Annotated in this window: 13 protein-coding genes; 4 read left to right on the top strand and 9 right to left on the bottom strand. The window is 52.8% G+C overall.

Annotation, left to right across the window (positions count from 1 at the left end):
* Positions 1 to 94 precede the first annotated feature (94 nt).
* The 7 genes from GUA98_RS20710 to GUA98_RS20680 form a co-directional block, all read right to left on the bottom strand.
* The gene (locus GUA98_RS20710; protein WP_193724253.1) at positions 95 to 1645 is read right to left on the bottom strand and encodes a glycosyltransferase family 2 protein; all 1551 of its coding nucleotides are present in this window, start codon (positions 1643 to 1645) and stop codon (positions 95 to 97) included.
* A gap of 64 nt (positions 1646 to 1709) precedes the next feature.
* Entirely contained in the window at positions 1710 to 2375 is a 666-nt protein-coding gene (locus GUA98_RS20705) for a GT-D fold domain-containing glycosyltransferase (protein WP_227779893.1), read from the bottom strand.
* A 783-nt stretch (positions 2376 to 3158) separates the two neighbouring features.
* Complete coding sequence (locus GUA98_RS20700) at positions 3159 to 3890, bottom strand: sugar phosphate nucleotidyltransferase (protein WP_095292014.1); 732 nt, start codon at positions 3888 to 3890, stop codon at positions 3159 to 3161.
* Positions 3887 to 4660 carry a glycosyltransferase family 2 protein gene (locus GUA98_RS20695; protein WP_193724252.1) on the bottom strand — a complete coding sequence of 258 codons (774 nt, stop codon included), beginning with the start codon at positions 4658 to 4660 and terminating at the stop codon, positions 3887 to 3889. Before GUA98_RS20695 ends, GUA98_RS20700 begins: the two co-directional genes overlap by 4 nt.
* The gene (locus GUA98_RS20690; RefSeq protein WP_227779891.1) at positions 4657 to 5745 is read right to left on the bottom strand and encodes a glycosyltransferase family A protein; all 1089 of its coding nucleotides are present in this window, start codon (positions 5743 to 5745) and stop codon (positions 4657 to 4659) included. The genes GUA98_RS20695 and GUA98_RS20690 overlap by 4 nt, the downstream gene beginning before the upstream one ends.
* 4 nt (positions 5746 to 5749) lie before the next feature.
* Positions 5750 to 6637, bottom strand: coding sequence for a glycosyltransferase family 2 protein (locus tag GUA98_RS20685; protein WP_193724251.1), 888 nt, complete (start codon positions 6635 to 6637; stop codon positions 5750 to 5752).
* 286 nt (positions 6638 to 6923) lie between these two features.
* Positions 6924 to 12227 carry a WIAG-tail domain gene (locus GUA98_RS20680; RefSeq protein WP_193724250.1) on the bottom strand — a complete coding sequence of 1768 codons (5304 nt, stop codon included), beginning with the start codon at positions 12225 to 12227 and terminating at the stop codon, positions 6924 to 6926.
* A 443-nt stretch (positions 12228 to 12670) separates the two neighbouring features.
* On the opposite strand from GUA98_RS20680, the gene GUA98_RS20675 reads away from it, so the two are divergent.
* Both GUA98_RS20675 and asd read left to right on the top strand, forming a co-directional pair.
* Entirely contained in the window at positions 12671 to 13801 is a 1131-nt protein-coding gene (locus tag GUA98_RS20675; protein ID WP_193724249.1) for a YheC/YheD family protein, read from the top strand.
* Between the two features lie 85 nt (positions 13802 to 13886).
* On the top strand, positions 13887 to 14678 hold the full coding sequence (gene asd / locus GUA98_RS20670) for an archaetidylserine decarboxylase (protein WP_153979858.1): 792 nt from the start codon (positions 13887 to 13889) through the stop codon (positions 14676 to 14678).
* Between the two features lie 372 nt (positions 14679 to 15050).
* Here the strand turns inward: asd and GUA98_RS20665 are convergent, their stop codons facing one another.
* Both GUA98_RS20665 and GUA98_RS20660 read right to left on the bottom strand, forming a co-directional pair.
* The gene (locus tag GUA98_RS20665) at positions 15051 to 15836 is read right to left on the bottom strand and encodes a helix-turn-helix domain-containing protein (RefSeq protein ID WP_095292024.1); all 786 of its coding nucleotides are present in this window, start codon (positions 15834 to 15836) and stop codon (positions 15051 to 15053) included.
* Positions 15837 to 16050: 214 nt separating this feature from the next.
* Positions 16051 to 17502: a PLP-dependent aminotransferase family protein gene (locus tag GUA98_RS20660; protein WP_193724248.1), complete on the bottom strand. Its 1452-nt coding sequence runs from the start codon at positions 17500 to 17502 to the stop codon at positions 16051 to 16053.
* Positions 17503 to 17715: 213 nt separating this feature from the next.
* Here GUA98_RS20660 and GUA98_RS20655 point away from each other — a divergent pair, with 213 nt between their 5' ends.
* Together GUA98_RS20655 and GUA98_RS20650 are read left to right on the top strand one after the other, a co-directional pair.
* Complete coding sequence (locus tag GUA98_RS20655) at positions 17716 to 18333, top strand: pyridoxamine 5'-phosphate oxidase family protein (protein ID WP_193724247.1); 618 nt, start codon at positions 17716 to 17718, stop codon at positions 18331 to 18333.
* Positions 18334 to 18511: 178 nt separating this feature from the next.
* Positions 18512 to 19810 (top strand): aminotransferase class I/II-fold pyridoxal phosphate-dependent enzyme, encoded by a 1299-nt coding sequence (locus GUA98_RS20650; protein WP_153979861.1) that lies wholly within the window; start codon positions 18512 to 18514, stop codon positions 19808 to 19810.
* Positions 19811 to 19958 lie beyond the last annotated feature (148 nt).

Here is a 19958-nt window from a genome sequence, read left to right as displayed (position 1 = left end):
ACGCATGGAAAGCCTGGATGCGAAATGAAATGGAGCCGTACGCTGCACATTACATCTCGCATCATGCCGAACCGGTTCACAGCGAGCCTCATCTTTACAGATCTTCGTTTAAAAGCTGCGGCGGTGCAATGATGGGCAAGCCTTCCGGAATTGCATGCAGCTGTTCCGGAGACACGCTCAATACATGACCGGAATGTACGCCCCATCGTTCTGCTGCATATACCGTTGCGAATTTTCTTCGTCTGCCCTCGCTGATCTGATACCGAACCTCCGGCGCATCAGCTGCCGCAAGGATACAGCCTTCCGTCCAACCCGTGTCCGAGTCATGAATCGATGAAACATGCACATGCCTCACTTCAAGCGGCCAGCCCCGAATTTCACTTGATGACACTACAGCTTCTCCGGCAGGGATCCCCAGCAGATCCGGTTTGGCTACCTGAACAGGGGATATGCCTCGCGGCACGGGAATATTCAGCTTGCGGCGCAGTCCTCCCGCCAGACGGTATACATCGCCTTTTGCATCGGACACGAAGCAGCCCTCCGGATAAAAGTCGCTGCTGCGTCTTGTCTTCGGTACCTCGTCCTGACTGCCCTTCGTGGACAATTGCTGACGCGGGTTGGCTTTGCCCAAATGGGCGGAATCCGGTGCTGCCGATGAATTCTCCTGTGCCATATGTTGTGCAAGCTGCAATGTCTTCGCGACCAGAGCGTGAGGATCTCCCCACTTCCTGGAATGAAATTGTTCGTTCCCCTTGTTCACAGCCGCAAAATCCGGTTCCCCCAGCGCCTTCATGCTGACGCTGCCAAAGTGATGAATGAAGGCATCTCCTGCGACCGCAAGCTTATATCCTGCCAGCTTCACCCGAATCATCCAGTCATCATCTTCGAAGTTGCCTACCGCATATCCTTCGTCCAGATATCCCACCCGCTCCAGCAGGTCTCGTGAGAACAGCCAGCAAAAGCCGACAAGCCGTTCGGTTACCCGGTGTTTACCAGGGTCAGGCCGGTTGTGTCTGGCGGCAAAGGACCACATATCCTGCACCTCGGAATACGGAACATCGATCTGCTGATCGCCTCCTATATAGTTGGTGACTGGGCCGACCAGGCCAATCTCCGGATCACTGTCCAGGCAGGCCATCATGTTATCAAGCCAGCCTGGCGTGACCAGCGTATCGTTATTCAGCACCACGATATGACGGCCTCTCGCCATCATTAGTCCCTGATTGACACCTCCGGCAAATCCCCGGTTAACCTCCAGTGCAGCCACTCTCACCATGCCGCCTTTACGCAGCATCGCTTCTGCCGTCCCGTCCTTCGAACCATTATCCACTACAATGATTTCGTAGGGAGCAGGCGTATGTTTCTCGATACTGGATACACATTTAAGGGCATACTCCCGCTGGTTATAGGTCGGAATAATGATGCTGACCCCTTCAAATAACAATCCAAAAGAACTCTGACCCTGTCTTACCCCTTCATCGTATCCCCTACTGTACCCTTGTTTGTACAGTTTGACAGCTCGAGCCCCCCGTTTGCCTTTCCCTCTGTATCCCGACTTCCGAACCGTGCTCTTTCCAGCGGAATGCAGAACAACTTTGGTGGGTCCGGAGCCCCGATGCTTAGATATGATACCTGGTTTGCTCATGCTGCTTCCCCCATTTCCCCTCGTCCGGATGCATCGCGTCGCGTCAGCCATCCGCCAGACTCCATTAGAGATGAAGCTCTCCTGTAACCAATTTATCAGCCAAATGCCCAAAATCCAGAGCAACCCTGCCGAGTTCGCCGGCAATGCGCCGACACAGGATTACGGCCGGAACTCCTGCAGCAACCAGAGCAATATCGAAGGAATGCGCTGCGGTTTCCTGCACCACCCTGGGCACATCCATAACCCCCGCAACCGAACCAATGATGCCTGTCACATGGATTCCGTGACTGAGAAGCAGTGCACCGAGCCCGCTTGCCTGACTGCCGATCACCAGCACGCGGCGGCCTTGCAGGATAGGCAGCAGCAGCCCCGTCTGATGCAGGCTATAGTTGATTGTGGAACTGGTCAGCTTCAACCGGGACCAGTCAATCCCGAAGTGGCGCATCACCGGGAATAACAAGCCTTGAAACGTGGGCGCCCGCGAGATCGGAACGCCTACCCAATCCGCCCCCTGTATTGCTTCAGCCAGCGCAGCCCGAATCTCGGGAACGGAGCGCGGCACCCCTGCGTAAGGCAGGAACGGTGCCAGCTCCTGCACCTGCTCGCCGGGCAGCACTGTATCGGCTGCCAGCGTGAGCAGTTCGCCATCTCCGAGGCGAACGACCGACAGGGGGCGCTGTGCATCCAGCGCCCCCCGGATCTGGTCAGCCACCTCGTGGGGGCTGGCCAAACGGGTGAGGCTGGGCGCATATTGGCGGAAACCCGCCGCGATCAGATCTGCCGCCGCAACGGCAGGCAGAATATGGTCCGGCGGGATATGCTGCGCCACAAGCGCCTCTCCGCCCGCGAATACGCCGTCGCGGTAGCCCTCGGCGTAGCCGCCGGGTGCACCTGCCGGCTCTGCAGGCGGCAGGGCCTTGGCGCTGCCCGCAGAGCCGGCAGCAGCGCCAGCTTGCCCCGCAGGGGCGACACCACCGTGCGGGTGGTGTGTCGCCCGGAGCGGGGCCGTGCCCGCACCGCGGGCAGGCACCGCCTTCGGCGTGCTGGCTTGCGGTGCGGGCACAGGCGCACGGCGCGCAGCCGGGCGCGGCGCCCGCCGGGGTGCTGCGCGGCGGCGGCCGTGAGCCGCGGTATGCCCGCGCCTGCCAGCGGAGCGGCGGCGTGCAGCGGCCTTCCTGCCGGCAGGCTTACGCGGCACAGCAGTACGCGCGCCTACCGGGGCCCGCGCAGTGCGATGCCCGGGCTTGACGGCAGCCCGCCGGATTCCGGCCTCTGGGGTTCCCGTCACCATCAGAACGCCTTGCCCTTGAAATGCTGCCGGGCGAGTACCTCGCGGCTTACCTGTCGCCCTGGCTTCCGTGTGCCCGGTCCGTTTCGCTACTCTCATGGCATTCCCTCCCTTGACATGCACGGGAGCGCCGCTGCACAAAGCGCCGGAGCCTCCTTCCAGCTCCGGCGCAGGTTACTCGGGTCCCATGGGGCACCGCACAGCGGCAGCATCAGGCGCATGATGTTATGGCAGTTGTCCCTTCATGCGGACTGCAGCTTCCTGCAGCGATTCGAAGGTACCTGCATCGCTCCAGTATTTTTGCAAGATGTCATACTCCAGGCCGCCAGCAGAGGCATAGTGGTTATTAACATCCGTAATTTCAAGCTCCCCGCGTGCCGAAGGCGTAATGCCATCGATCAGATGGAATACATGATCATCGTACATGTAAATCCCCGTTACACAGTACGAGGTTTTCGGCTGGCTAGGTTTTTCCTCAATGTACGATATGCGCTCCGGATGGTTCGCGTCAAAGACAGGTACACCGTAACGTCTGGCATCATCCACCTCTTTCAGCAGCACACGTGCTGTTCCCGCTGGCTGCTGCACGTAACGATCAACATAAGGTTTCAGATCATCACTGAACAGATTGTCACCCAGCAGTACAACAAACTTTTCACCAGGAAGAATAAAGGACTTTGCCAGGTCAAGTGCTTCAGCAATGCCTCCCGCCTGCTCCTGAATCCGGTAGGTCAACCGGACCCCAAGCTCGGCTCCGCCGCCCAGATACTCCGTATACAGTCCCGCCGAATGTTTGCCCATTACAATCAAAATATCCTCAATGCCCGCCTGACGGAGTCTGTCGATGCCATACACAATCATCGGATGTTTACCGACCGGAAGCAGATGTTTGTTAATCAGCCGCGTCAGAGGATACAGCCGTGTTCCCGTTCCTCCAGCAAGAATTACACCTTTCATTCCACATTCCCTCCCTCATCGGATGTCTCAATATATTCAAGTGGATCGACATGCCATTTATGGATAAATATCGAGCGATTCCGTTCAAGCAATTGCTTCCATGCAGCCGGGTCTGTCTTCTGAAAACTCGCACTGCCGCGATGATGCACAAGTACATCTCTGCATACAAGCAGTCGATACCCTTGCATGCGAGCCCGGTAGCAATAATCATCGTCCTCATAATGTCCTGGCGAATAGGCTTCGTCAAGCAAACCAATGGACGTCATGACCTCTCGCCGAAACAACATGCACAGTCCTACGATGCGGCTGACTTCCTTCCACCTGGTTGGGTCGGAGACATTGTTGGCTGCCGCCAATTGCTGGAACTGTTCCATGCTCCCAAAGTCCAGGTCAACCTGCTGAATCCCGCTTGCATAATTGGTTACCGGTCCGGTGATTCCGATGTTTGCTTCACTGTAGAGTCCGAGCCGAAGATTTTCGAGCCACCGCGGCGTCACCGTGACATCGTTGTTGAGCAGCAGCAGCTCATCACCGCAGGCCGCACGCAGCCCGGCATTACAGGCTGCTGGGAACCCCCGGTTCTCCGGTAATCGAACAAATCGGACTCGTTCACGGGCACAATAAGCTGCCGTACCATCGACGGAACCGTTATCCACTACCACAATCTCGTAGGGTGTGCCTGCTCCGGTATACTCCCGAATGGCATCAATACACGGCTTCAGCAGGTCCAGTCCGTTATACGTTGGAATCACGATGCTCGTCAGTGTCATCGGGCGTTCCTCCTGTAAGCCACTTCGGCTCGGGATAACATCCGTGAAGCCGGCCCATGCTCTGCTGAAGCCATCCAGGCTGCAATCGCCTCCAGGTGGTCCCCAATGATCAATCCCGCGACTTCGTTACCACTGCCTGTATTCGTGGTACGCAGACGATTGGAACGAATCACGTCCACCTGGCAAGGGGCCGTGACACTTAGACCATGCCGGATCGCCATGGCTTGCGCCTTCGGTGGAACAGCCAGAGATTCAGGCTTCACGGTCAGAACCATTTTGCGGGAAAGGGCATGTGGGACGGCAGTCAGGGAATTGGATCCCAGATCAGGTCTTCCGAGAGTACGGTTGAGATACGCCTTGATCCGGCTCACATCATCCTGCCGGGCAAAAGGCGGCAGTAACGAATTGAGATCATTCAAGGCCACATCGCTTCCCCGGTCCACTGCATATAGAAATGGGGCCAGCTGTTCGGCCGGAAGCACCATGTCCCCATCCACAAAAAGAATCGCTTCCGCTTCGGTCATTTTCGCTCCAAGTGCACGGCCTACATCATGTCCTGCCCGATCTGGTTCATACACAAGGGTTATATCGGACTCGGCCAGCACCAGATTCAAACTGTCGTCCGTTGTTCCATTCAACACAACAATGATGTCCTTCAGCGGCAGCCGCTTTAACTGTGCCATTACTTTACCGAGTGTCCGTTCTTCATTGCACGCACAGACAACAGCGGCAGCAGAATGATGGAGGGGGAGCGGAACGATATCCACTGGATATCCTGCACTCTTCTCGTATCCTTGCATATATGCTTTCCCTGCCTGCATGGCAGCTTCATAGCTTCCGAAATTTCCCGAGATGGACTGCCAGTGCTCACGCCAGGCAAGACGTGCATGTTGGGCAGCCAGCGCCCTATCTTCAGGTGCACTGCGTCCTGCCTGATGACCCGACTTCCATACTGCATTCAAACTGGGTTCTGGAGCTCTGGCTGCTGGTCCCTTCGGCCGCCTTCTCCCGGGAATGTTACGTCTGGACGCCAGTTGTCTTTTCATCGTCTGACGATGGCGGACAACTCTCGAACGTTCTTTCATCTTCTCACCTCGTCAGACAGCGAACACGCTGCAGGTCGGAATACCCTCCGCGTGGACCGCGTTCGTCGGTGATCCACCTGATCGCTGTCAGATGATCATTCAGCACCACTTGGCTCAGCGGATCTGGCCCGCTTCGCCGTTTCACCCGTACCGCATTCATTTTACCTACAGGTACATGATGAACGGCGCGTACCTCTAACCCACTCGACACGGCTTTGGCTAATGCAAGCGGAGGAACATCCAGCGAAGGAATGCCTATAACATCAAGTGCCCTGCGGCTTAACGCATGCGGAATGGCTGTCATTGAAGCTCCCTGCAGGTCCGGCCTGGCCAGGATGCTGTTCAGGACATGCTTGGCCTCCACCACGGGATGTACAGGATTTCGTTTAACCGGTCCGTCATAATCGTTAAGCGCTACATCTGTCCCATCCAATATGGCCTGCACATAGGGAGCGAGCTGCTCTGCAGGTATGGGGATATCTGCATCGGTAAAAAGGATAATTCCTCCTCTGGCAGCCGCTGCCCCCATACGTCTTCCTGCATCGTGACCCAGAGCTTCCGTATACAAAAGCACTCTTGCACCTGCTGCCTGTGCCGCTGCTGCCGTGCCGTCCGTTGAGCCGTTGACAACGGCAATCACTTCGGAATCCTTGCAGATGCGAAGCGCCTGCCTAACAACTCTGCCAATCGTCTTTTCTTCATTCATTGCCGGTATGATCACCGAAAGCATGGGGTTGTTTGGATGGATTTCCTCCCGTATTGGGGAGATGACGTATCTGGGGGTTCCCGCACCCTTCTTGCGCTTGGGTTTTACACGTCTTTTGTGCAACGGCTTCCTCTTTCGGCTCACCACTTTGGCGGCTGAATGAACAGTACGACGACGCTGCTGCAATACTGTCACCTCCCACCCTCAAAAATACTCAACATGCCAAGGGAGTACACGTTATTCTATGTAATTAGGGAATAGTGGAAACGGCGTTTGTCCTTGATTTCCATAAGCTTCTGGCAGGAAAAGAGTTATTCAGCCTCACCCTTTAGTGCCTATTCGTCAAAATAAACATCGCACACCTCCTCCTTCTCTTTTTAGAGAGGACCTTCTAATATAGGAACAAAAGCGGTGTCCCGTACAATTCCAGGAACCGCTTTTGTGCATGAACTTCATGACTTGACGTATCTTTTTAATTTGCAGGACCCGCTGCAATCCAGGACAACAAACCATAGGTGTGCTTGCATCCAGGTGTACGGAACACTTCCAATACCGCTTCATCCTCACTCTGGGACAGCAATGATACTTGGAATCCGCGATCATTACTCATTCCTACAATTACATAATGTTCTGATGCGAATGATTGCTCGAATGCTACCGTTACCTCAACACATTCTTCATCTTCAGGCAGGATAAAAGCTTCCATGCCGAACTGCTGAACGACCGGCTGACGACTGACACTGCGAACCGGCTGGAATGACAGGTGTTCAGGCCCAACTGCCCCATGCTGCAGCTGGCTGCTTCCAACAGCACCTTCACTCAGATGCTCCTGTTTAACCGCCTGCTCACTCAGCTCAAACTCCGTAATTTTATCGATCTCCTGCGGAAGTTCAGGTTCTGGCTGCAGTACCTCTGGCTGAACTGCATCCACTGTCGTCAAGGAACCCTCCGCCAATGTTTCTCCTACATTATTGGTTAGTGATGGCTGTTCCTGTACTTGTGAGTCCAGTACTTGTTGGGACTGTACTTGTTGGTCTGTTACTTGTTGGTCTGTTACTTGTTGGCCCAGCTCCTGACCCGGAGTGTGGAACGCTGGAGTTTCCCCCAGATCAGCACTCGGCTGTTCAGTTAGGATGGCAGACTGTGATGGCTGTACAGCCTCCTCTTCTTCCTGAAGCAGCGCTTCCTGACGTTTGATCGCTGCCAGCTTCTCCAGCGTTTCTCCACTGAACTGTCGAATCGCATTCCAGATCTCTTCACTCAAGTGCGCCGGGCCTACAATGCCCGCGTTCAAGTGACTGGAAGTGATACTTTGTTCAGCCAGTTTGCTGGCGTTTACGCTGCCGTCAGCCAATTTGGCACTCGTGACGGATCCATTTTGCAGGTGAATTCCACTGACCAACTCTTCTTCCAAGTGAGCTGTGCGGATACTGCGTTCTTGAATGTGGTCACCCAGGATGGCTCCATCCTGAATATGCCGGGTTTGCACACTTTTGTCTGTCAGGTGGATAGCGGATACTGCACCTTCAAGCAATTTATTGCTATTTACACTGCCATCGGCAAGTTTCGCACTTGTGATGGAACCATTATGCAGATGAATCGCACTCACCGATTCCGCCTTCAGATGCGAGATTCCAATGCTGCGTTCCTGAATATGGTCGGCATGAATGGCTTTCTCCTGAATGTGCCGGGATTGCACACTTCCATTCGCAATATGGACATCGGATACGGCATCTTCAAGCAATTTGCTGCTGCTTACGCTGCCATCAGCCAGTTTGGCACTCGTGACCGACCCACCTTGCAGATGGTCCGCACTTACCGCTTCCTCTTCCAAGTGAATCGTACCGATGCTGTTCTCCTGGATATGGTAAGCCAGGATGGCCCCTTCCTGAATGTGGCGGGATTGTACGCTATCCGATGCAAGATGAACTCCCGTTACCGTATCTTCAAGTATTTTGCTGCTGCTCACACTGCCGTCGGCCAGTTTGGCACTCGTGACGGACCCATTTTGCAGGTGAACCGCACTTACCGCTTCCTCTTCCAGATGGTTTGTGCCGATGCTGCGCTCCTGGATGTGATCTGCATGGATGGCACCTGCCTCAATATGCCCGGATTGCACACTATCATCTGCAATGTGAATTCCGGATATTGTTCCATCCAGCAGCTTGCTGCCGCTCACGCTGCCATCGGCCAGTTTGGCACTGGTTACAGATCCATTCTGCAAATGAATTGCACTCACCGACTCCTCTTCCAGATGAGTTGTACCGATGCTGCACTCTTGAATATGGCCAGCATGGATTGCCCCTTCTTGGATATGCCGGGATTGCACACTATCATCTGCAATGTGAATATCGGATACGGCTCCCTCAAGCAGCTTGCTTCCGTTTACACTGCCGTCTGCCAGTTTGGCGCTGATTACAGATCCATTTTGCAAATGAATCGCACTTACCGCTTCCTCTTCCAGATGAGGTGTGCCAATGCTGCGCTCCTGGATATGGTCAGCAAGGATGGCTCCTTCCTGGATATGACGGGATTGCACGCTTTCGGAGGCGATATGAATACCGGATACCGCACCTTCGAGCAGCTTACTTCCACTCACACTGTCGTCGGCCAGTTTGGTACTCGTGACAGATCCATTTTGCAGGTGAATTGCACTTACGGCATCTTCTTCCAGATGAACTGTACCAATGCTCCGCTCCTGAATATGATCGGCATGGATGGCATCTGCCTGTATGTGCTCTGATTGCACACTTTCCGTTGCGATATGAGCTGCGGTTATCGTTCCTGCGAGCAATTTGCTGCCGCTGATGCTGCCTTCCGCCAGCTTCGCACTCGTTACCGACCCATCTTGCAAGTGAACCGCACTTACCGACTCCTCTTCCAGATGAACTTCGCCAATACTGCCCTCTTGAATATGATGTGCGAGAATGGCCCCCTCCTGGATATGACGGGACTGCACACTTTCGTCTCCAATGTGGGCAGCCTCAATCGTTCCTGCGGCCAATTTGCTGCCATCCACACTGCCGCTTGCCAGCTTGGAGCCTGTTACTGCTCCATCCTGCAGTATAATTGTACTTACTGCTTCTTCCTCCAGGTGAACCGTGCCGATGCTGCGTTCATGGATGTGATGCGGAAGTATTTCACCATCTTGAATATGGCGGGAATGTACTGCGCCCTGCTGCAGGTGAACCGCACTTGTCGACTCTGCCTGAAGGTGCAGCCCACTGATCAAACCGGGCTGCAGGTGAGCCGCTGTAATGGATAAAGGTGCCAAATGATCTGTTTCAACAGACCCCGGAGCCAGGTGATGGGAGGTGATGACATGTTCAGCGATATGCTCGGCATGAATAATGTCCGGCTTCAGATGCTGTGAGTTTACGACATGATGATCCAGATGGTCCGACTTCACACTGCCGTCTGCCAGATGTTCCGTTTGCACAACGGAAGCCTGCAGATGCTTACTGCTTACGGCACCCTCTTGTAATTCTGTCCCCGATACCGAGTTTGCTGTTAAGTGGTCTGCAGTTACGGACCCATGGCGCAGTTTGTTGCCTGTGATACTGCCATCGGCGAATAGCTCCGGTGAACGTATTTCCTCCGATAAATGTTCCAGTGATACAGCATGCTGCTTCAAATGATAACCACGTATGGTTCCGGCAGGGATATGCTTGGCATTAATGCTTTCTGCCATGATCTTGGAAGAAGTCACGCTGCCGTCTGCCAGTTTGGCTGATGTGACAGCAAAATCCGCCAGTTTATCCGTAGCAACACTCTCTGGTGAGAGCTTGGGGGAGGTGACCGAATGATCTGTCAGATGCGGCGGAAAAATGGACCCTCCAGCCAGCTGAGCCGAAGTTATGCTGCCAGGAGCCAATTTGTCTGTTGTAACTGCCGCACGTGCAATGGCCTCCGTTTCAACACTACCCGGCTGAAGGTGAGGGACACCTACGGCGTGTTCCGTCAGATGCTCCGATTTCACGGCATAGGGTCTCAGGGCCTCGGATCCCACGCTTCCTGGAGCCAGATGTGTACCCGTAACACCACCGCTTGCAAGATGTGAGGATGCGACACTTCCCGGAGCGAGCGCCCTGCTGCTAACCGATCCGGTTCCCAGTTTTTCGGATGTCACACTTCCATCCGCAAGCTTCGTGTCTGTCACTGCAGCATCCTGTAATTCATACGTACCCACCGCAGCCTCAGCCAGATGCCGCTCGGATACCACCCCATCTGCAAGCGCTTCTCCTGACACACTTCCGGCAGACAGGTGAGGTGCCTCAATGCTTCCAGTTGCAATGTGGATCGAGTGAATCGCAGCATTATCTACATGTACCGGTGTAATTCCCCGATTGACGATATGTTCCGCTCGAATGGAGCCTTTGGCAAGATGTTTGCCTTGTATCGCTTCATCAGCAATTTTGGAAGCAATGACACTTTGGTCCGAGATCTTGGAAGCCGTAATGGATTGCTCCAACAATTTTGCCGTTCCAACCGATTGGTCAGCCAGTTTGCTGCTGGTTACGGCTCCCTCAGCCAGGTGTTCACTTCCGACTTCCCCTTTGCCCAGCTGTTCCTTACCTACCGCCTGAGCACGAATCTGGCTTGAACCAATGGAACCATCCAGCAAATGCTTTCCACTGAGTGAACCCTCAGCCAAATGTCTGGTCTGTATGGATCCATCCTCGATCTGATCACTTCCAATGCTGCCAATCGATAATTGCGAACGACCGACCGCTCCTTCCGCCAGGTGGGACTGTTTCACTGCTCCGTCCTGGATATGGTGAGACTCGATGGATTTATCTTCGATCTTGCTGCCTGTGACAGCACCTTCACGAATTTTGGAAGTGGTCACTGCATCGTCAGCCAATTTGGATGTATGCACCGCACCTCCCGTGAGATGCCGGGTATCCACACCGCTAATGGCGATCTTATCTCCAGTTACCGCGTGATTCTTGATTAAATCTTCTGTAACCAGCATGCGGCTAAGATGTCTTGTGCCGATGGAACCATCGGCAATTTTGGCTGAATCGATGACCTGATTGCCGAGCTTCTGCGATGTAATGCTGCCGTCTTTGATTTTCTCGCCGGCAATCGACGCATTGCGTATTTTGTGACCGGACACCGAGCCATCAATCAGGTGTTCCTCGGATACCGAAGCCTCAGCAAGTTTGGCGGAGACAATCGCCCCATCTGCAATGTGAATGCTGGTCACCGCATAATCCTGCAATGCTTCACTGCCGACTGAACCCGGTTTCAGCTTGGAGTCATCCACAGAGAATGGAGCCAGCTTGCTCTCCGTAACCGCATAATCACTCAAATCATCCGTGTAGATATAATGTCCGGTATGGCCCGGCATCTGGTTCTGGTTCAGAATCTCCAACCGGTCTCTACCTGCGGTCTCCTGCTGGATGATGTTTTGCTCTTCCAGAGCAGGCGAAACCACACTGCTTACCTGAATCTGCTTTTCAGGGCTATCTTGCGTCTGGACATCCTCGCTATTCGATGCGGCCGGTTCCGGATCATTCGTTTCGGCTGCAATAACCAGATCTTCCAGCTCGTTCGTAGAGGCAGGAAGTTCCGTTGATTCGTCTAAGATTTCTCCGGGTGCCTGATTCGCTCTAGAATCTGGTTTATTGGTATTCAAGCGCTCTTCCCTATTCTGGGTTAGACCTGAATTCATGGTGCCTGCACGGCGTTCGGTCAGTTCCAGTTCCTTGAATTTGGGGCTCACATGCCGCAGTTTCGGCGTAGGAACCTTCTTATTGCCTTTTTTACTCATGCAGCTTGCTCCTTCCTCTAACGTTCATCTCCGGCATCATATGCTCTGATATGGGCATCTGCCACTTCATATCACGACTTTTGAAGGTAAGATTGGGTGGATGAGCGGGTCAAACTGCAAAAGATATACCTGTCCATAGTGAAATAGGCTGTGCCGGGCTATGGATGTAAGGCGGCTGTCCACGCCCCTGCTGGAAAAATGTCATACGATACTTCATAAGCCTTCCGCATACATCCGTAAAACGGCTTACAATGCAATGCGCTTTATTCATTTCACCCCTTACCTGGGTTCAATTGGATGTGTTGAGCTATGAATAACACGCCGGTGCATGAAGGTGCATCATTATTCCGGTCTGCGTGATTGTGATGTCCATCATGCGTTGACAGACCGGCATCCCATATATGGACGATCCATCTCGCGATAATATTGAAGGAGGAACGGTCATGCCCCCAGAAACGATCGGCATCATGTTCGATTCACGCATGTACCGGGGGATACCGGCCGGAAGGACCGGTCAGGAATCGCTCGCGAATTATGAGCAGGCAGCGGCCTGTTATGGATTAACGCCTTGCTTTTTGCGGCTTGAAGATGTGGATTCGGAGACGAAGACCTGTCTGGCATATGTCAAAAAGGATGGCGTTTACGTTCGTCAAAAAATGCCTCTGCCTCCCGTTATCCATAATCGGGCTCTCCAGCTTCGCCGGGCAGATCAGCATGAGGTGACCAAGCTGCTGCTGCAGGGCATACAGGTATTTAACGTTCGGAATCGGTATCGCAAGGATCATATTCATGACATGCTGCACCAGGATCCTGCACTGAAGAAACATCTCCCTTATGCCGCCAAAGCTACGCCGGAGTCTCTGGCTTATATGATGGAACATTATAATGACCTGATCATCAAACCGTGCAGCGGCAGTATCGGTCACGGTATCATGCGTTTGTATAAACGAGACGGGGACTGGAAATTGACGTGCCAAACCAGGGCTTCCCGCAAAGGATGGGCGACCTTCCGGCTCAGCAGGGGACAACTGCCCTCCGCCACCTTAAGACGCATTTTTCGCCATGCATATCTTATTGAAGAACGGATTCCACTGGTTCGTTACGAAGGAAGACCCGTAGATCTGCGTGTATCTGTACAGCGGGGGATTGACGGTCTATGGGGCATCACGGGCATGTTCGCCAAGGCAGCACCGACCCACACCTTTGTCACCAATATTGCTCAAGGGGGCAAGGTGATGACCCTGGCAGAAGCATTGGATGAAGAAGAACTGGGAATCAGCATTCCAGAGCTCGAAGCCCGGATCAGTTCAGTCGGGCTCCGAATTGCACGCACACTGGCTTCCAGCCTGCCGCATCTGGCCGACCTGGGCCTTGATCTGGGGATTGCCAGAAACGGACAGATTTACTTCATTGAATGTAATGGACGGGACCAGCGGTACGGTTTTCGCAAGGCGGGAATGCCCGAACACTGGAAGGCCAGTTACCGTGAGCCCATGGCATATGGACGTCTGCTGATGGAGCAAAATTCGCAGATTCCGCGTCAACCGCAAACCTACCGTAAGTACCCGTATTGATTTCGCTGGCATTCTGTGTCAATATTATGCAGAACGGCCGGTCCTGCCGGCCTTGAAGTTCGCACTAACCCTAAGGGGGATATTCATGGCAAAAACGCTGTTGCGGTTAATGACCGAGCTTTCTTCTCGCAAGTGGATCTCCCGGACCGTGGGAGCCTTCTCCAAGAGCAGGGGAAGCAAGGCATTTATCCCTTATTTTGTCCGGACCTACAACATCCCTGTTCAGGAAGCCGAGAAAGACTGGAAGGAATATCGTTCACTGAATGATTTCTTCACCCGCAAATTAAAGCCGGGCATGCGCCCGCTGGATCTTTCGGAACATGCACTCATCAGCCCCGTCGATGCCAAAATCACGGCAGCAGGGCCCGTATCTGCAGGCACACTCCTGAATGTTAAGGGACAAAATTATACACTTGCTGAATTATTAAACCACTCACCACATCTGGAGAAGTACAAGCACGGTTATGCATTCGTCCTGTACCTCAGCCCTCGTGACTATCACCGGATTCATGCTCCCGTTAGCGGGCACAGAATCGAAAGTGAGCATATCAAGGGGAAGGTTTACCCGGTAAATGATTTTGGTCTGACGCATATGAAGTCGGTGCTAAGTCGAAACGAACGTCTGATTACGTATATCGGTCATGCTTATGGAGAAGTCGCTGTCGTCAAAGTCGGCGCCATGAACGTAAGCAGCATTCAGTACGCGGATACGGCTGCAAGCACTTGGGCACAAGGGGATGACCTGGCTTATTTTGAATTCGGTTCCACTGTGGTACTGCTGACGCAGAGCGGCACATTTGAACCTGATCCCCGTCTCCAGCCGGGTGATTCCGTCAAAATGGGTACACTGCTTGGCCGCCTCAAGCCAAATCGCTGAATACTCCGGATCCAAATAAAGAGGATGGCGCAAGACCTGATTGCAGGTGCTTGCGCCATCCTCTTTAGGATTGAAATATGATTGTTCTACGTTAGTCACTGGAGATTCCATATATACATTCAATACGAAACATCGCTCCGTATGTACAGGCCCTCTGACTTTTCTTCAAAACCACACGTTTTGCAGTTCCTCCGCCGGTTTGAAGCGACGCAGACGGTTCCGGAAAATAGTGCATCCCTTCATAGAGCATCCCCGGTTGCGGATCCGCCGTTTTCCGTTCATCACAAGTTCCCCCTTTCGTTTCGTCTGGAATGCTACTTACTTACCCCTGGCCTCCAGACTTGAAACGTTACCCTGATCTCCGGCGCGTACCTAACGAATCTCGGAAGGACTTTTGCCGGTGTATTGCTTGAACTGACGACTGAAGAAAAAGATATCCCGATACCCGAGGGCATCCGCGACCTCGGTTACATTCATGCCCGTATGCACCAGCAAATGTTCTGCTCGCTCAATGCGCATGCGAATGATATACGACTGAACAGAAGAGCCGATTAGTTCCTTGAATTTGATGGAGAAGTATCTGGGCGACAAGCCCGCACGTGCAGCCAGATCCTCTACCCGATGGGTAATCCCCGGATGCTGGCGTACATAGTTTGCCACTTCCTGAATGACATCAGACAATTGGTTGCTGACCCTTTTCTCCACAGGTGATTCCGTATCCGCACGCAGCAAATGAATCATCAGCTGTTTCAATATAAGCCGACTCTCCTCGTCCCGCCCATATACATCGGATAGGAACAGTCTTACATACCGAGCCAGCAAATGCTCGAATTCCACGGTTTCCTGTACCTCACGATAAGACTGGGGCACATCATTCACAGGTATATCTACATCAAAATGAATATACGTAAGTACCAGCGGTTTTTGCTTATTATGTGTCGCAGTAGGATGATCACCTGGTCTAAACAGGAAACAGCTGCCCTTGCCGACCTCATACGACCGGTCATTCAGCACAACGGTCCCTTCCCCACTCCATACATAAAATAAGTCATAGTTCTGCATCGGTTTTTCCCGCTTCTGCCACTTCCATCCCGGTTCGCAGACAATTTTGGCGACGGCGGGCAAAATAACAAAAGATGACGGCGATGCCTGCAGCATGTCGCCACTCCCCCTTGAAAGTTAATCTCTCCGCATGTTGCATCATCATTGAATTCCAATCGCTTACGGTTAACAGGCCATAGAATTAGAACACAATCCTTTCAGTTCAGCCTGTCCCTAAGCTCAGTACGCTCCTTGGATCTGATGCAAAGTGCTTGTATGTGATTCCTGCTCCTTCCGGAGCGAAATGTCTTCATCCATTATACAGCGAATTTCAGCGAAACGAAAATGTACTATTCTCCCAAGCCAGGCGCAGTCTTCTGATGCCTTCCGTGATCTCCTCTTTCTCCAGGTGCGCAAAGCCAAAACAAACAGCAGGAGGACCAGGGATCAGTTGATAACGCTCGGCATCCCGAAATAACACACCTTCTTCCTTTGCTATCGTTTTGAATTTCAGAAAGCTGTCCGGACTGCCATTCCAGGTCGCGTAGATGTGAAGTCCTGCATCTCCTGGCTGCATGGTGAAAGCCTCTGGTAACTGATGTACCATCTCCTGGACAAAAAAAGCATGCCGTTCCCCATATAACCGGGTTAACCGTCTCAAATGTCGCAGATATCCACCTCTGCTCATGAATTTGGCCAAGGCTCGCTGTTCCAATAACGCAGGGGGTACCGGCTCATACAGGGCTTTCGCTGCAAGGAGTGGCTGCACCAGGCTTGATGGCAGGACCGCATAGCCCAGCCGGAAGGAAGCAATCATGGTCTGTGAGAATGATCCGACATAGATCACCCGCTGCTCGCGATCCAATACTTTAAGCGGTTCAATCGGTCTGCCTCCCCAGCGAAATTCACTGTCGTAGTCATCTTCAATGATGACGGCGTTACGCTTTGAGGCCCAGGCTAGCAGCGTTTTGCGTCTATCCAGTCCTAACACCGCCCCAGTCGGGAACTGACGGGTTGGGGTAACGAACAGCGTCTGGGCGTTCCAATCCTCAGGGATGATGCCCTGCGAATCTACAGCTGCCGGGACAGCTCTGCCCCCACAGGCGTTCACCGCATGCGCGATTCCCTGGTATCCCGGATTTTCCAATATGACCTGCGCCCCTTCCGGGATCAGCAGCTGTGCCAGCAATGTAATGCCTTGCATCGAACCACTGAACAGTACAATCTGGGATGCATCCGCCTGAATCCCCCGTGTCCATCTCAGATGTGAAGCGATGGCCTCACGCAGTTCAGGGTCTCCTGCTGCACCGCTTTGCTCCCGCCAATCACTTCGGTGTACGGCGGCGAGTGCGCTTTTCCATTCCGATGTGGGGAAGTGGCCTGCCGGCATGCGATGGACATGAAAATCAATGATATGCCGATCTGGCACAGAGACAGATTCCGTTCTTTTTTGGGTATCCAGTCTGCTCACGCGTTCTCCCCATGGAGAGAGCTGAATGACGGCTTCCTGTTCCCCCTGTGTCTCTGTCCTATATGTACCTTTAACGAACGTACCTTTGCCCCGATGTGCCTCTACGTAACCATCCGCGAGCAGCATGTCATAGACCTGTGCCACAGAGCCGCGCGACATGTCATATTGGCTCGCGAGTTCTCGCGTGGAAGGAAGACGTGCCCCCTCCACGAGTGTTCCCGCATGAATAGCATCGCGCAAGGCATGATATAGTGCCGTGTATTTATAACGATGCTGGTGTTCATAGGAATCCAAGGGCAGCCACAGTTCCATGACTTTCCCTCCCCTCTCTTTCATATTTTCACACCATATGGCGGTGCCTCTTACTCCAAGTTCATTGTATTCTCCATCTTTCAAATCAATAATTGGCCTATAAAAATGAATGTAAATTGGATCTATTTTTATGTCAATGCATGTTTTATCGTTAGAGCAACATTCCGATTAACATTCAAGTTCAGATGAATCACAGCCAAGGGGGAAAACCATATGAGACGCAAGGAATTTACAGTGGATGAAGAGAAAGAAATTACAGCATTTCTGGATCAGTGCTCCTTCGGATTTCTGGGAACCGTCAGTCCGGATGGACAACCACGGGTAACACCGCTCAATTTCGTATATATGGACGGATGCTTTTATTTCCATGGCAGTCTTGCCGGAGAGAAAATGAAACAGATCAAGCATGATTCCTCGGTCAGCTTTACGGTGGCTGAAGAGTTTTCCCTGATCCCCTCCTATTTCAGTGATCCCGAACTGGCTTGTCCCGCAACCTCCTTTTTCAAAAGTGTCATGGCATCCGGGCAGGCAGAGCCTGTTCAGGATCTGGACATCAAGGGCAAAGTGCTGCAGCGCTTCATGGAGAAGCTTCAGCCGCAGGGTGGATATGTTCCCATTGATGCTGCCGATTCCCGGTATAAGGGTAATCTCAAAGCGGTTGCTGTCGTTCGGATTGTACCGGATCACCTCAGTGCCAAATTCAAATTTGGTCAGAATCTTTCCACCGAGCGATTCGAGCATATTAGCGGGCAGCTGGAACAGCGCAATGAAGGAAGAGATGCCGAAACTGCCGAAATGATGCGGAAATATTGTCCTTTTCATCAGCAATAAACCGATATTTTCCTGCCTCACCATAGGGAACAACGTGCCTAAATTTCGCCTTTTGGCCTCCTGCAACAACGCGGTGAAGTGATATAACTGTCATATTGCGTAATTTCCGTGACGGGGGGATGTCAAGGTGATATAATGTTAGGCAGTTGAATCCCAAAGACTTGGAAGGATGAAAAGAATGAATCCACTGGCTGAACAGTTGAACGAAAGTATTCAGGCAGGCAGCAGTCACGTCTACTCCATGCTGTCGCAGCTCGGCAAAGAGATCTATTTCCCAAAAGAAGGTATCCTGAGTCAGTCTGCTGAAGCAGCAAGCCTGGCCAAGACCTATAATGCTACGATTGGTATTGCTCTGGAGGGCGGTGTGCCGATGCATCTTCCGGTTATTCAGGAGAAGCTGTCTGCATTCCAACCGAAGGACCTCTATCCTTACGCTCCGCCTGCGGGTAAGCCTGAACTGCGGACGGTATGGAGAGACAAGATGCTGAAGGAGACCCCTTCACTAGAAGGCAAAACGTTTGGCAACCCTATTGTTACCAATGCATTGACTCATGGACTTAGTATTGTAGCCGATCTCTTCGTTGAAGAAGGGGACGCTGTTATATATCCGGATAAAAACTGGGAAAATTACGAGCTGACTTTCGGAATTCGTCGTCATGGCCAGCTGGTTCATTATCCCCTGTTCGATGAGCAACTGAACTTTAATAGTCAGGGACTGCTTGAAGCACTGCTTGCACAGAAGGGCAAAGGCAAAGCCATCGTGCTGCTCAACTTCCCGAACAATCCAACAGGCTACACACCTGGCGGCCAAGAAGCCGATGCGATTGTGGACACGATCCGTCAGGCTGCGGAAGCAGGCGTAGATGTGATTGCCGTGACAGACGATGCCTACTTTGGTCTGTTCTTCGAGGATTCCATTCACGAATCGTTGTTTGGCAAATTGGCTAACATTCATCCACGCGTGCTCACTGTAAAAGTGGACGGTGCAACGAAGGAAGAGTTCGTATGGGGCTTCCGCGTTGGTTTCATCACTTATGCACATGAAAATGCTGCGGTTCTGCATGCGCTGGAGCAAAAAACACTTGGCATTATCCGGGCAACCATCTCCAGTGGTCCGCATCCATCACAGACCTTTGTCCTGGATGCACTGAAAGCACCGGAGTTTGAAGCACAGAAACAGGAGAAGTTTGAGATCATGAAAGGCCGTGCGAACAAGGTGAAAGCCATTCTCGATAGCGGCAAATACGGCGAGGTCTGGGATTACTATCCATTCAACTCCGGTTACTTCATGTGTCTGAAGCTAAAAGACGTTGATGCAGAAACACTTCGTTCCCACTTGCTGCACAAGTACGGTGTAGGTACCATTGCACTGGGTGAAGCTGATCTGCGCATCGCCTTCTCCTGTATTGAAGAGTCTGGACTGGAGGATCTGTTTGATACCATCTACCGTGGCATCACCGATCTGAAGCAAGACTGATTCCGATCAGGCTTCGCTCTTGTAAAAATGAATAGCTCAGGACATTCCCAGGCTTCTGGGCAAGTCCTGTAATATAAACAGCCCTCTATCCGGTGACGTGTACACTATCGTCCCATAGAGGGCTGTTTGGCATGCTTTCTTTTCAGCG

The organism is Paenibacillus sp. P13VS, assembly GCF_015143645.1.
GTDB lineage: Bacteria > Bacillota > Bacilli > Paenibacillales > Paenibacillaceae > Paenibacillus > Paenibacillus xylanilyticus_A.
The sequence above is the reverse complement of the archived record's forward strand: the minus strand, read 5'-3'. Positions and strand labels throughout refer to the sequence as shown.

Excerpts from the sequence above, each read along its gene's own strand:
- GUA98_RS20710 (WP_193724253.1), bottom strand. The coding sequence starts at position 1,645 with ATGAGCAAACCAGGTATCATATCTAAGCATCGGGGCTCCGGACCCACC.
- GUA98_RS20700 (WP_095292014.1), bottom strand. The coding sequence starts at position 3,890 with ATGAAAGGTGTAATTCTTGCTGGAGGAACGGGAACACGGCTGTATCCT.
- GUA98_RS20695 (WP_193724252.1), bottom strand. The coding sequence starts at position 4,660 with ATGACACTGACGAGCATCGTGATTCCAACGTATAACGGACTGGACCTG.
- GUA98_RS20690 (WP_227779891.1), bottom strand. The coding sequence starts at position 5,745 with ATGAAAGAACGTTCGAGAGTTGTCCGCCATCGTCAGACGATGAAAAGA.
- GUA98_RS20680 (WP_193724250.1), bottom strand. The coding sequence starts at position 12,227 with ATGAGTAAAAAAGGCAATAAGAAGGTTCCTACGCCGAAACTGCGGCAT.
- GUA98_RS20675 (WP_193724249.1), top strand. The coding sequence starts at position 12,671 with ATGCCCCCAGAAACGATCGGCATCATGTTCGATTCACGCATGTACCGG.
- asd (WP_153979858.1), top strand. The coding sequence starts at position 13,887 with ATGGCAAAAACGCTGTTGCGGTTAATGACCGAGCTTTCTTCTCGCAAG.
- GUA98_RS20665 (WP_095292024.1), bottom strand. The coding sequence starts at position 15,836 with ATGCTGCAGGCATCGCCGTCATCTTTTGTTATTTTGCCCGCCGTCGCC.
- GUA98_RS20660 (WP_193724248.1), bottom strand. The coding sequence starts at position 17,502 with ATGGAACTGTGGCTGCCCTTGGATTCCTATGAACACCAGCATCGTTAT.
- GUA98_RS20655 (WP_193724247.1), top strand. The coding sequence starts at position 17,716 with ATGAGACGCAAGGAATTTACAGTGGATGAAGAGAAAGAAATTACAGCA.
- GUA98_RS20650 (WP_153979861.1), top strand. The coding sequence starts at position 18,512 with ATGAATCCACTGGCTGAACAGTTGAACGAAAGTATTCAGGCAGGCAGC.